This window comes from Exiguobacterium sp. UBA7533 (assembly GCF_002479335.1).
In the GTDB taxonomy this organism is placed as follows: Bacteria; Bacillota; Bacilli; order Exiguobacteriales; family Exiguobacteriaceae; genus Exiguobacterium_A.
Map to the genome: position 1 here is coordinate 15,599 of NZ_DLMP01000018.1, position 13,236 is coordinate 28,834.

The 13,236-nt window shown below is 47.0% G+C and carries 13 protein-coding genes; 5 read left to right on the forward strand and 8 right to left on the reverse strand.

Annotated features, from left to right (window positions below):
• Positions 1-68: 68 nt before the first annotated feature.
• The 4 genes from B2U10_RS14595 to B2U10_RS14610 form a co-directional block, all read right to left on the reverse strand.
• Positions 69-1,454 carry a sensor histidine kinase gene (locus B2U10_RS14595; RefSeq protein WP_290788548.1) on the reverse strand — a complete coding sequence of 462 codons (1,386 nt, stop codon included), beginning with the start codon at positions 1,452-1,454 and terminating at the stop codon, positions 69-71.
• Complete coding sequence (locus B2U10_RS14600) at positions 1,451-2,122, reverse strand: response regulator transcription factor (protein WP_214805523.1); 672 nt, start codon at positions 2,120-2,122, stop codon at positions 1,451-1,453. Before B2U10_RS14600 ends, B2U10_RS14595 begins: the two co-directional genes overlap by 4 nt.
• A gap of 122 nt (positions 2,123-2,244) precedes the next feature.
• Positions 2,245-3,150, reverse strand: coding sequence for a hypothetical protein (locus B2U10_RS14605; RefSeq protein ID WP_214805524.1), 906 nt, complete (start codon positions 3,148-3,150; stop codon positions 2,245-2,247).
• 18 nt (positions 3,151-3,168) lie between these two features.
• Positions 3,169-4,392 carry a hypothetical protein gene (locus B2U10_RS14610; protein WP_056063343.1) on the reverse strand — a complete coding sequence of 408 codons (1,224 nt, stop codon included), beginning with the start codon at positions 4,390-4,392 and terminating at the stop codon, positions 3,169-3,171.
• Positions 4,393-4,478: 86 nt separating this feature from the next.
• Between B2U10_RS14610 and B2U10_RS14615 the strand changes: the two genes are divergently transcribed.
• Together B2U10_RS14615 and B2U10_RS14620 are read left to right on the forward strand one after the other, a co-directional pair.
• Positions 4,479-5,234: a hypothetical protein gene (locus B2U10_RS14615; protein WP_214805526.1), complete on the forward strand. Its 756-nt coding sequence runs from the start codon at positions 4,479-4,481 to the stop codon at positions 5,232-5,234.
• On the forward strand, positions 5,231-5,914 hold the full coding sequence (locus B2U10_RS14620) for a hypothetical protein (RefSeq protein ID WP_290788557.1): 684 nt from the start codon (positions 5,231-5,233) through the stop codon (positions 5,912-5,914). Before B2U10_RS14615 ends, B2U10_RS14620 begins: the two co-directional genes overlap by 4 nt.
• A 46-nt stretch (positions 5,915-5,960) precedes the next feature.
• Here B2U10_RS14620 and B2U10_RS14625 read toward each other — a convergent pair whose 3' ends face one another.
• From B2U10_RS14625 to B2U10_RS14635, 3 genes are read right to left on the reverse strand one after another with little or no spacing between them, the layout of a single operon-like run.
• On the reverse strand, positions 5,961-7,691 hold the full coding sequence (locus B2U10_RS14625) for a zinc ribbon domain-containing protein (protein WP_290788560.1): 1,731 nt from the start codon (positions 7,689-7,691) through the stop codon (positions 5,961-5,963).
• A complete protein-coding gene (locus B2U10_RS14630; protein ID WP_214805532.1) occupies positions 7,688-8,110 on the reverse strand; it encodes a zinc ribbon domain-containing protein in 423 nt (140 codons plus the stop codon). Before B2U10_RS14630 ends, B2U10_RS14625 begins: the two co-directional genes overlap by 4 nt.
• A 20-nt stretch (positions 8,111-8,130) precedes the next feature.
• Entirely contained in the window at positions 8,131-9,516 is a 1,386-nt protein-coding gene (locus B2U10_RS14635) for a TcaA 3rd/4th domain-containing protein (protein WP_290788563.1), read from the reverse strand.
• A 498-nt stretch (positions 9,517-10,014) separates the two neighbouring features.
• On the opposite strand from B2U10_RS14635, the gene B2U10_RS14640 reads away from it, so the two are divergent.
• The 3 genes from B2U10_RS14640 to B2U10_RS14650 all read left to right on the forward strand — a co-directional run bounded on the left by B2U10_RS14640 (position 10,015) and on the right by B2U10_RS14650 (position 12,225).
• The gene (locus B2U10_RS14640) at positions 10,015-10,620 is read left to right on the forward strand and encodes an Ltp family lipoprotein (protein ID WP_290788566.1); all 606 of its coding nucleotides are present in this window, start codon (positions 10,015-10,017) and stop codon (positions 10,618-10,620) included.
• 340 nt (positions 10,621-10,960) lie between these two features.
• Entirely contained in the window at positions 10,961-11,395 is a 435-nt protein-coding gene (locus B2U10_RS14645) for a sigma factor (RefSeq protein ID WP_029342674.1), read from the forward strand.
• Entirely contained in the window at positions 11,395-12,225 is an 831-nt protein-coding gene (locus B2U10_RS14650; protein WP_290788571.1) for a tyrosine-type recombinase/integrase, read from the forward strand. The genes B2U10_RS14645 and B2U10_RS14650 overlap by 1 nt, the downstream gene beginning before the upstream one ends.
• Here the strand turns inward: B2U10_RS14650 and B2U10_RS14655 are convergent.
• The gene (locus tag B2U10_RS14655; protein WP_214805540.1) at positions 12,206-13,024 is read right to left on the reverse strand and encodes a tyrosine-type recombinase/integrase; all 819 of its coding nucleotides are present in this window, start codon (positions 13,022-13,024) and stop codon (positions 12,206-12,208) included. The two genes, B2U10_RS14650 and B2U10_RS14655, sit on opposite strands and share 20 nt — an antisense overlap.
• Positions 13,025-13,236: the final 212 nt, after the last annotated feature.

Below are 13,236 nucleotides of genomic sequence, written 5' to 3' on the forward strand. Positions count from 1 at the left end.
TTACGGGGCAATTGTTTCGTAAATCCGGTCGAATTGTTTCGTAAATGTATAATTTGTAAGCGATTACATTAAGTCTGATTCGCTAATCGAAAAGTTAATGTGATACGTGTGCCGCTTACATCGCTTTCAAGTTCAAAATCGCCACCTTGTTCCTGCATCAGACGCCGGCAGAGCGGTAGACCGAGTCCATTCCCACTCGCCGTCGTCAGACTATGTTGCTCGTCCTCCCATTCGGTTAGGACGGCTGGATCCATACCAATTCCGTCATCCGTCATGAGGAGTCGGAGGGTCGTATCCGTACTGACGGTCGAAAATGTCACCGTCATCGCGTCACTGTATTTGACGGCATTCTCGAGAAGATTCAACAAGACTTGTTTCGTCTGGTCCGGTTGCCCGAGCACGTAGATTGACGGAACATCCTGCTTCACTTGAATCCCTTGTCCATCGAGACGCAACTGCATGATGAATAAGGTATCTTCGAGCAGGGCATCGAGCGCGAACATCGTCGACGTCACGTGGCGTTCGTTCCGTTGTTGTTTCGCCTGTTCGAGATTATGCGAGACGAGTCGTAACAAGCGCTGGCTCTCGACCTCGATGTAGTGATAACAATGTGCCGCTTCGTCCGGCGGCAGCTTGGGGATCAACTCGACATAGCCCATGATCGCCGTCATCGGCGTCCGGAGTTCATGGGTGATGTGATCGATGAACGTCTGCTGGTCGCTTCGTTGTTGTTCGAGCTGTCCGATGTTGTGCTGGATCGCGTCTGCAAGCGTCGAAAAGTCCGCTGCCAGTCGGTTCAATTCCTCATATGGATACGCCGGTAGCGCATGCGCATAGTGTCCTTTCGTCAAGGCGTGCGAAACGCTTCGTAAATCGTCGATCGGTCCGATCAACGTCTTTGCCATCCGCCGTGCTGTCCAAACGGCAATTACGATCAAGATCAGAAAGACGCCCGTGAAAACATAGGTGAATTGCCGTAGCAGTTCGGCTTCCGTCCGCAGATCAACAAGAAAACGGACCGAGCCGATGACGTCCGTCTTACCGTACAGTGGGCTTGAGAAGAACAGTACGGGAACATCGGTTTCTTTCAGAAAGAGATAACTCGAATTTCCTTTTAACGCTTGATCGATGTCTCCTGCGAGAAGCGGCAATTGATCGCGTTCCGAGTCAGCAAGTAGTTCTGCGTTTGGTCCAAACAGCTGGACGCGCGCGTCGAAGCGGTCTGCAAGATAGGAAGCGATCGGAACTGCCGTATCGGCGAGCGAGTCCGTCTCTTCACTTGCGAGGTAGTTCATCGTGTAGAGCTCCGCTTCCCGACTCAGTTTTTGGACGGAATCGACGGCGTTCTCATATAGATTCGATTGGATGAAGGCATAGAGAATCAAGAAGAGGACGAGCAGTGCCGGAACGAGGAGCAAGACGAAGTTTTCCGTGATGACCTGGCGTAACTTCATGCGTCGACCCACTTGTAGCCGACACCGTAAATCGTCTTGATCCGTTCGCCTTGCACTCCGAGTTTCTTCCGCAAGCGCTGGACCATGATATCGACGGCACGGGTCTGACCGGAGAAGTCAAAACCCCAGACTTGTTCGAGCAGTTCATCTCGCTCGAAGACCCGTTTCGGATGCGCTAAGAAGAGCGCAAGTAAGGCGTACTCCCGGTACGTCAGTGGTAACGGTTGTCCATCGAGTCGAATGACGCGTTCTTCGGGATCAACCGATAAGAAGGGATCAGTCACGACAGGCACGGGTGGTACGACCGCCTTCGTGCGTTTCAACAGATTTTTGACACGCAAGACGAGTTCTGTTCCGTTGAACGGTTTGGTCATATAGTCATCCGCTCCGAGCTGCAGCCCGATGATTTTATCGTTCATCTGATCACGCGCCGTCAGCATCAAGATCGGTAAGTCAGGTGTCGTCTGTCGAAGCTTAGGAATCAAGTCGAAACCGGTCGTATCCGGTAGCATCAAATCGAGGACGATCAAATCAAAGGGTTGTGTTGCCTGCAAGGCGAGTGCTGCTGCTCCGTCGGCTGCCGTCTCGACCGTCTGACCATCGAGCTCGAGTTGCAGTTTGACGAGATGCCGGATGCTCGCCTCATCATCGATGACAAGAATATGCATAGGAATTCCTTCTTTCTGGACAGGTTTTTCTGTCCCCTAGCGTATCATGAAATCGTTTGCAATCACACCAGCAGGACAAATGAAAAAACCAGATCCCGAAGTAATCAGGAACTGGCTTTTACTTATTTCACCGTAAATTTCACTGTGACAGAATTACCGTATGCTTCTGGTTCGAAATGCCATTTCTCGACACCCGTCTTGATTGCTTTGAAGCCATAGCCATCAAGTTTCAGTTTACTTTCTCCTGATGAGAGTGCCCGGTAGACATATGGATTCGTATCCTTCGTCGACTTACGGACGATTCCGAAACGTTGTCCTTTTTTGAGCGTCATCGACTTACTACTCGTAAGATGTGTAGTTCCGCCATATTCATCGAGCGTCATGTATTTCGAGACTTTTCCAACAGCATCTCGATCATCCGCCCCCGTACCGATGCGATGTTTTAATGTCTTTCCTTTATAGGAATAGACATCATGAACGATCGTCATCGAACCAAGATAGAGTTTTTTATCTTTAATCAACGCGCGACCGAATGGGTACGCTTCTTTTGCTTCAAACACCTTCTTGATTGCCTTACCATCCGTTGATCCAATTAAAATTGGTGTTAGAAAGCTACCACTTCCCTCGACTGGTCCGATGACGAGTTGTTCTTTTTTCGCATCGACCAATTTTCCTTTAGCCCACACATCATAATAAGCTGTATCTCGATCCGTATACGTATAGATCGTCGTCCATTTTTTCTTCTTCGCATCATACTTCTGCGCTTTACCGATGACATCATTCATATACGTCTTCGTATTGAATCGTTCATACAGCGTAAACGTTTCAGGATACTTGCCACCAAGTAGATAGACGGACCGGACATCGATTGGTTTATAACCACCAGATAGTTTACTTTTCTTTAACGCAGCAATTTGACGATCAACGATTGATTTCTCTGTTTTACTGAGTGCTGCCGCCGAATCATTCACTACTGGTAATGTGCTGATGATGAGACCAAGTGCTGTTGCTGCCACTATTTTTTTCATTGGAATTCCTCCTTATGATTAGTACGTCGTCGTATCGTTATGACTAAAGGTTTTTAGTGCTTGTGAGTCAGTGATGTACCAGCGTTCGTCATCTAAGTTGTACTTCAGGTAATATTTGAAAGGTACGTCTTTTCCAGGATTGCGTTCATCGAGTGAATCATCATCCTCTTTATAATAGCTACCTTCGTAATAGCAAATCGCTTCGACGGTCGCAGTCAAATCAGTCGCGACTTCGCTGACGGTGATGGATGCTGGGGAATATTCGATTTCATTCAAATATCCATCCCAGTAAACGCCATTCTTGTCCATGCTTGCATAATAACTTTGTTGTTTATTCAAATACGCAGACGACGTGAACAATGTGAAGGCTGACGTGTCTTTATCCATGTACGCCTGTTCCCACTCCTTCGCATGCTGGTGCACGGTATCGATGATGTCGCCTTTGACCGATTCTCGAACCTCCATGCCTCTACCTGTCGCTGAATCCGAGAGCGACTTTCGTTGATCAACGAGCCAGTCTTGTCCCGATTTCACAAGATTTAGTTCCCAGACGATCGTGCTGCCATCCGGACGTTCGTGTAGATACGGCTGATAAGACCGTGAGGAATAGTCGACCTTTACTTCGACCGTCGCCTTATCTCCTTTAATCGTAATATCGTTTTGAGGAATATCGTTGACCGTCAGCTCACCATCAAAGATGTAACCTCCTGTAACGAGATCATTCAAACTACTTTGGAAGTTCTGATTGTAAGTGTTCGTACTGACAGACAATCCTTTGACGCTCCGCTCTGTAAGAGCGTCTTCGAGTTCTCGGAAAAAGAGCGTTGAAATATCTTGGATATTCTTATAATCCTGATCGGACACTTCCTTCGAATCTGACTTTTTCGCCGCTTCCGTCGGTTTCGATTCCGATTTGTCCTGACTCGTCTTCTCTTCTTCACCAATGACGAATGAAGCATCCTGCTTCTTTTGTTCGACTGCTTGAGGCGTCTCTTCCTGGTTCAAAAAGAAATACGTCCCACCGCCCGCGGCGAGTAAGAGGAGCAGTGCGCTAATCCCGATCGTTCGCTTATTGCGTTTGTTCTTTTGTTTCTTTTCGTACTTGATGACGACGTATGCTCGTTCGATTTCTGTCCGTTCCTCGGATTCCTCCGGATGTGCTTCAAGCTTCTCAGCATACGCTCGCTCGAGCTCTTTCATCGATGAAGTACGCGATATCCCCAATCGTTCATATGGATCCATGATTCCCTCTCCTTTTGTTCAAAAATTTGTTATTTTTATCTTTATTTTACATTATAATGACGAAGTTAAGAAAGGAGTGCTTTTTAATGTCACATTGTTCGAATTGTCGAACCCCGATGAATGATCAGATGATCTATTGTCCGGTCTGTGGTCAAAAAAATCGTCCATCGCGATCCCGTTCCGCCAAAACATCATGGCTCATCGGATTGGTGATCGTAGTGCTTTGCATCGGTGGAGGTACGTTCGGTTATCTCAAATATCAAGCGGCACAACCGTTATTCAAGACGAGTCAACTGACACATGCAGCGGCTGATATCGATCAAGTTTTGCCGGAAGGTGCCTCAGCGATACAACGTAATCAACTGGCTGATGAAGACCTTAAGGATTACCTCATTTTTGATGCTGCCTCACCCGATTCCTTGTACGAGTTCCTCAATAGTTATGCCCAGCGCCTCCCCTTGCTCAACAACGGAGAAGATGGTGGTTGGGATTATTACGATCCTACCATCGAGGACTACAGCTCTTATGCTGATCTATTCTACGGTGAAGACGATTTATCTGAAGATGAGCGAGACCGTTTCGGTGATCGACTGAAGGTGTCTGAAGAAGACCCCTATAGTTACCTCACATTAAAGGACATGACCTTTGATCAGATAGAAGCCATCAGCAAAAATGAATTCAGAGTCGAAACGACCGAGACATACGCTCGTGTTCATTTCAGTAATGATGAAGACGAGAAACGATTCCATCGCGCCATCGTCGAATATGAGGTGACGTTCGATGACGACCGATACAGCATCACCTCTGTGAAACGAACCTTCAAGAAGGAGACGACATCATGATGCCACGCATACTTCCTTTTCTTTTAACAGCTAGCATACTAGGTGGTTGTAGTAACGACTCAGCGGATCTCTACTTGAAGCAAAGTGCTCAAAGCACGCTTGCTGGAGACCTTTTCGAAGAACAACAATGGCGCGAAAAAGCTCGGACGGAAGGTGCGACAGATAAGCGTCTGATCGCGCTGTCACAGCAGCAAGAGGCGTTTCACGATTTGAAAGCCGCCTTGTTCATGAATCAGACGACGGACGCCCTTCGTTACGCGGAACGAGTCATGAATCAGACGTTCGGTGCCAAAGCACTCGCGGATGAAGCAGCTAGTTATCACCGCACTCTTGGTAAGGTCGAAAAAGCATTTCGTGACGTGGCAGGTACCTACACGTACTCGACGAGTGATCAGGGCGAAAACGAACAAGATTATAGCGATGCGACGATTGATGTCGTGACGCATCCGAATCGTGAGGCGACACTGACAATCCATGATGCTCGAGATTATGAAGGACAACCACTTGATGACTTTACGTATAGCGGACGTTTTAATTCCGATAATAGTCTGATGCTATATTTCTATGAGTCTTCTTTAAAAATCGAGTTTGATGACGACGGCGGTCTGACCTTCCGCGATTCCGGGATTGAAAAAGACTCGACGATTGATTTTGAACAGACGACCAAACAATCCTTATGATAAAACGCTTGTCTTCGAAAACGGAGACAAGCGTTTTTGTTTGGAATCATCCTTTTGTATCTTTAAAGCGATTCAATCCATATCCCACTAATCCACCGAGGAATGGGAAAAAGAAAAGCATGAACGCATTCCACCATGTCAAAGTGGAAACAACGACACCGGCTAGGATATCGTTATCCCATTGCAGTTCAAACCGCGTTTGTGTGAAGTACGCTAAAATGAGTCCACCGACCATAAAGACCCCGGCATAAATCGCAACATTCGGTAACGTCCGAATCCAGCGGAATCCGATTCCGATATGGATGACGAACATCAGAACAAGCACAATCAAGCCATACGGAGCAACACTTGAATTGAGCAGTTGTTCTTCTTCAAACGGAGTGGACGCATTCGCGATTTGTGCGAAGCGTGTCAGAAGTCCCACATCCACCGTCTCATCAAAGCGTGTCACTTTCGGATCAAGCGTTGGATCTTCTCCATTTTGAATCTGATTCCCGATGATTCCTTGGATTCGATCCAGATTTGAAGCATCATCCGCTTCATCGATTCCTTGCTTTAAGTCATTCAAACGATCTTCACCATATAAGGCCGCACCTAGATGGAAGTCTTCTGTTAAAACCGTCATCTTGAAATCGACTTGCCCAGCTTGAGACATTGCGTAAAGCGGAGATGCACCGCTCAAGAGAACGAGACTGGCCGATTCACCAAATTCGACTTCGTCCAGTTCATCGAGCTCGTTTAGGTAATATAGTTGTCCGAATGATGTCAGCAGGACACCGAACAAGTAGACACTCATCAATGTCGTCGCGGCGATCCGTCCGACCTGCCAAGAACCGCGCAGATCCGTTTGACCGATGAATTGGAACAAAAGAACACCAGCGAGCGCCAAAAGGAAAATCCGAATCATTCCTGTGATCAGATGTAGATCGAAAACGCCGAAATCCGTCGCAAACAATCCGACGACCAATGTGATCACCGATAATGTCAGGGCAAAGACGACCGCACGTTCAATCCGTTCATTCCACGATGTCGCCTTGATTCCGATGACACCACCTCGTTCGAGCAACCATGCGCTCCCGATTAATAGGATCAATCCCGGCAAGGATAGTAAGAAATGCCCTGAAAAAATATGAAAATCAAGTTGATTGATTGCTTTTTGAACATCAGAGAACTGATCCGCATCGTTACCTATCACTTCGGTCAGGAAGCGTGATTTCAAGTCTTCACTTGATGTGAGATTTAGACCAGCAAGGGCGACGAAAGCAAGGAAGAAGAACATTCCGAACGTACTAAAGTCATTCCCTACGTTTTGTTGAACAGTCTTGATTCCATCTAATGCCGGGTTATCGCTGAGCAGACCGAGCATGATGAACAAGATGACGACGATCGCAGCAAAACAGATGACGGCGGCGATACTACCGATCGCAAGACTCGGATTCCCAAGCGAGAAATCGAATCGCGAGAAGAATGCGCGTCCGCGCTCTTTCCATGGAAGGTTCACTTTCCAATCCTGCGATTTCCACTTCTTACGAATGTCGTCCATACCCGGAAGACGGTCCACAAGTGAGCCTTCCGACGTCGCAGCGACGAGGCGCGAATGTCCACAATTCGGACAGTACGACGCACGACCATCCATCTGTGTACCACACCCGACACAAAAATGCGCAGCTTGTTCGAAGCGGATCGGACGGGCTTGCTTATCGAGTGACGTCCCGTCTACTTCGCAATACTGGGCGTGCGGAGCATGTGCTTGACCACAGGTCGAACAATACTTCATACGCGTTGCCCCATTTCTGATCCACAGCATGTACAAAAATGCTGATCATTACGTTGTGGCGTATGGCATGTCGTACAGGCGACTTTTGCTTGTTCGTTCTCGCGTGGAACGGACGTGCCACATTTCCCACAGAACTTCGCGCCTGGCTCAAGTGGCGTCCGGCATGACTTACATTGCTTTTGCGCAGCTTCGACTTCCATCTCATCAATCCGTAACAAGGCACCGAATACGAGTACTTCTTGTGCAAGAATGTCCTCGATTTCTTGACGACGCCCTTCGCTCCGCAGCTTCATGTAATGACGCTCTCCGATTTCGTACAGCAAGCGTCCTTTTTCACGTCGCGCTTGCTCCGCCTGCTCCTGTAATTCTTTTGCTGTCATCCCTTGAAAACGTGATTTGACTGATTGCCAATCCATCATCCGTGTAGCCTCCCTTATTCTTATTTAATATTCGTCGCCTGTTGAATCCGGAACCCTTCCTCATAGCTATCTTCTGAACTGCCATATGTGAAGAGGTAGCGGAAGAGTGATTTCGATGTAGACTTTCCTGGTGATTCACTCGCATACGTGTACAGCTCGCCTCGGATATATGTCGTCGCCATGACTTCAATACCGACCGTATCCCCGTACTCGACGAACTTCGCTGACGAACGATCAATCGAGGCATTCATGAACTCTCCGTCCCACTCCAAGTCCTTTCGACTCCAATCGTCATAGTTCTTTTGTTGTTTCGCAAGATAGGACGCATCATCAACGAGCGAGAAATAACTCGTATCCTGATAGGTTGCCGCATCGACCCAGTCAGACGCATGGTCCTCGACGACTCCTTGAAGTTGGTTCAAAACGGCTTCTGACGGTGCGAACGTGAACGTCGCTTTTTTCGTATCCGGTTTGACGAGAATCTCATCCGAAGTTTCCTCTCCCCATGGGAACGAATTCTCGATTGAGAGTTTGATCCCGTTCTTCGGGATTGGTCCATAGTTCTTCAAATCTGATACTTGTTTCGATGTCGATTTTCCGTCAACGATCAAAAAGGCATCGGGGTACGTCTGATCGATCTCGATCGCATTTCCTTTTAACGTGATTTCGAATTTTCGATCCGCGGCGTCAAGCGTCAATGGATTGATTGTGACGTCGCTTGATTCTTTACCGTATTCGCCATCATATGCGATTTTGGCATCCGTTAATCCCGGATAGACACCATCCATCATGATCCCTTCCGCTGACGCTTTACTACTTTCCGTTCCGACAGGATTCACGAGTGTGACTTTCGTTCCTTTAAAGTTACTGATGACTTCCGTTTTGACACTATCGAGGCGCAAACGATAATCCTTGAAGATTCCGAGTTGACGACCACTGGCGACGATTTGACCCGGAACATCACTATCGTTTTCTGCTTGAATCGACGCACCCGCCATCAATAAATAATCCATGAATGATTTCTTTTGCTCCGGCGTCTCTTTCAAAGCATCTAAAAAACGTTGTGCCATTTTTCGGTCAATCGGCTTTCCATTGAACTCTGTATGCTCAGCGAGTAATGTAGCGTCACCGGAGCGAATCGCATCGCGGACTTCATTCGTCGTCGCTTCGACCGTGAACCATTGTGTGGCGAGGCCATAGTAGGCACCACCAGCTACGACCAATAATCCGACGGTCAACAGAATCGCTTTTGCAGACTTACTCGTTTTTTTAGAGTGCACGGGTCTACTATTGTGTTCTTTTTCTACAGGTTCCCGGTGTTCAATATCCTGCTTTAAGGCATCACCGCAACTCGGACAAAATTTTAATCCACGCTTCGCAGCATCCGAACAATTCACACATGCCATATATCCTAATCCCCTTCTGTTTTTTAATTTCATTTGAGGTAAAAATAGCCATAAGAAATAATAACACAATAACCTATTATTTACTTTTTTTGTAAAAATAATTATGTTTTCTGAATGTTTATTGACCAAAAATTATTCTATGAAATTTATTTTATCTATAAAGATGGTGATTCATGCTGTCACATTGGCTCTTTTACGTCTGAATCAAAAAGAAATCAGATGCGATTAATATCTTATGATAATAATTAATTACCTATTTTATAAAATCAAAATTCCATTTTATAGTTATATATGATATTTTTTATCTATAAGAAAGTGTAAGGGGATAAAAGAATGCACGTATCTACTAAACCAAAACGTAAATTCTACAAGAAGTGGTGGTTTTGGGTAATCATACTTCTTATTTTTGCAGTAGCAGGAAATAATTCAGAAGATCAGGCGACTCCAACTAAAAAGGCAGAATCAACAAAATCAACTACAATAAAAGAGGACACGGAAATGACTGAGTCATCGGATGCAGAAGAGACAGAAGTTGCCCTAAAAGAAGATGATGCTGTAGAAGAAGACACCGCAGAAGAAGATACAGTTGCGGTAGAAGATACTTCTACAGAAGAGACTGGAGCGGAAGAACCATCGACACCTGATGTTCCGACAGAATATCTGTCAGCACTCGACAAGGCAGAATCATACGCGGAAACGATGAACATGTCGAAAGCAGCTGTTTCAAATCAGTTGACGTCTGATTATGGAGAGCAGTTTTCGAACGAAGCAGCAGCGTATGCGATGGAAAACATGAGTTTTGATAATTGGAAATCAAACGCACTCAAATCAGCTGAATCGTATTCTGAGACGATGAGCATGTCGAAAAAAGGCATTTATGATCAACTGACATCAGACAGCGGTGAAAAATTCACAAGTGAAGAAGCCCAGTATGCAATCGATACACTTGATGTCGATTACAACCAAAACGCTCTTCAAAAAGCGAAGGAATACCAAGAAACGATGAGCATGTCACCTGAAGCGATTCGAGATCAACTCTCATCGGATTATGGAGAAAAATTCACACCAGAAGAAGCAAATTTTGCAGTTAGTCAACTAAAATAAGAGTTATCACCCTATTTGAATTTTGAATAGGGTGTTTTGTATTTTCGAAGTTTAGAATCTTAGATGTCTCCTCTCCTGCTAATTCTCTATATCAGAATCTATCCCGAACACCCCAGCGGATAAGTAGAGTTATCCTGAAGACAGTCGCTTTAGAATGCGGGGTTAACTGAAGAGAACTGGTAGATTGACGAGGAATCGCATCACTTACGCTACTTAAAAGTTAAAGAAACCGTTGGCATGATTGAAGAAATGAAACGTTGCGCCCGGCGGATAACTCTACTTATACTAAAATTACCGCGGAATACATACCAGCTATGCATATCTGAAGAAACGGATACCCATGAACGACTTACTACGCAACTGGATTCCCCTCGTCAATTCCCTCCTGTCCCGCCTCTCGATCCATCCGAACGAACATGATGAATGCCGACAAGCTGCTCTACTCCGACTTTGGAAATCAATTGAAGAAGGAAAGGTCATGACCGTCACCTTCGCCCGGATTCGAGCAAAAGGGGCGATGCTCGACTACTTAGCGACCCGTAACCGGACGCTTGCGACTGAAGTCGCAGTCGAGACGATGCCGGAGCTTCCTCGGACACCGAACGTCTCCTTTCATTATCTCCTCAGCGAACTTAAACGGGATCTGTCGAATAAAGAGTACACGTTTCTCGAAGCCTTGATGCACGGTACGGAAGAGACACTCGGTTACTCCCCGGCGCGACTCCGTTCATTGAAGTCGGAACTCCGGCAGAAAGTCCAGTTCCTCCTCGGATGATGACTTACTATCAAGAACGCCTACTTGCGATCATCGAACAGGCGGACTATCGCCCCTTGACGAAAAAAGCCTATCGCTCCGACGTTCGGCATCTCTGTCACCACGTCGAACGAATCGATTTTCCGTCTCTGCAACGCTACGGTAAGTTCCTACGCGATACTTACGCCCCAGCAACTGCGGCTCGGCGACTACATGCTCTCTCCATTTTATTCGATCAACTCGTCGCCGAGCGTTCGCTCCAGACGAATCCGTTGGCACGCGTCAAAAAACCGGTTCCCGCACCCTACCGACGACTTGCCTTCACGTACGACGACGTCCATCGTGTCCTTGAGACGATTTGCGACGAGACTGTCTATGCCTTTAGCTTCCTTCTCTTGCACACGGGACTGCGGTTTTCAGAAGCCCGTGACTTACGGCTCGTAGACGTCGACTTTGCGCGCGATCAAGTGCTCGTCCGAAGCGGTAAAGGTGATCAATCACGTCAGGTTCCACTGCATCATGCGTTGCGCGATGTCCTGACGCGCTATATCGAGACGATTCGTCCTAATGCACTTCCATTATTTTGCGAAGACAGCGGACGTCCGGTCAATCCAGCAAAGTTTCGCCGTGTCCTAAAAGAAGCAAGTCAAGTATGTCTCGGACGGATCCTGCGTCCGCACGATATCCGGGTGACGTTCGCAACGACGCTCTATCACGTCCATCAGACGGACATTCTGACGATTATGCGCTTGCTTGGTCACAGCGATGTCCGGACGACCCAACACTACGTCCTACCATCGCACGACATTGCCCATACGTCAGTCAATCGACTCAAGCGGACAGACGATTGAGGACGTCCCGGACGTGATTCGTCTGGCTGCGGATGTATCCTTCCGTCGTCGAGATGCTGGCGTGACCAAGCAGACGCTTTATATCGAGCAACTTCAATCCTGCCTGCTGATAAAGATAGGTCGCATAGGCGATCCGGAGCATATGCGGACGGACGTGACGCTTCAAGGACGTAAATCCAACCTCGCGAAGTGCCTTCCTTGCCGCATGTTCATTGATCATCCGTCCCGTGACGGACTGAAACAAGTAACCGGTCGTGCGACCTGTAAGAAATAGACTAATCTTATCGCAGAGGGTCTCTCCGATCGGAATTGTCCGTGTTCGACCGCCTTTCCCGTGACGAACGTACAGTTCCTTCTTCGCTAGATCAAAATCCTGCACCGTCAACAAACGGGCCTCCATGAAGCGGAGGCCTGTTTGGCTAATCACCTCAAAAAAGAGGCGATAGGTTGGATCTTGAATCTGTCGAATCACGGGGATCAGCTCTTCACTATCATGATACGTCTCATCTTGGAGACGTTGATGAACGATTGGACGGATCTCGACCATCGGATTCTTTTTGATCCGCCGTCGCTCGACGAGGACATTTCCGAGCCGGTGTAAGACATGATAGCGTCGCAAGATCGTCGACGGCTTATAATGTGCCTTCATCAAGTGAAAATAACGCTGTAAGGACGCAACTGACCAATCGACGTGATGACTTCTCATTTGTCGAAGGTCGCTCCGATACGCCTTAATCGTGTGCGTTGCATATTTCGAATGCGTCAATAGATACTGATCGAGATAGTCATAGTGTGTCATGAATGGCTCCTCCTTTAGATGGCGACTGACGCGATGAACAATAAAACCGTACGACCAATTTCCAATGGATTATCAAGAATCGCTTTCCCTAAACACTTAATAAGCGAACAAAAAAATAAGGAAAAAAGTTACAATCTTATTGAATCTCTTTCCATTTCGGATAGGAGAAACCATGTATATGTACTTACCCCGATTCATCCATCATTGATTCC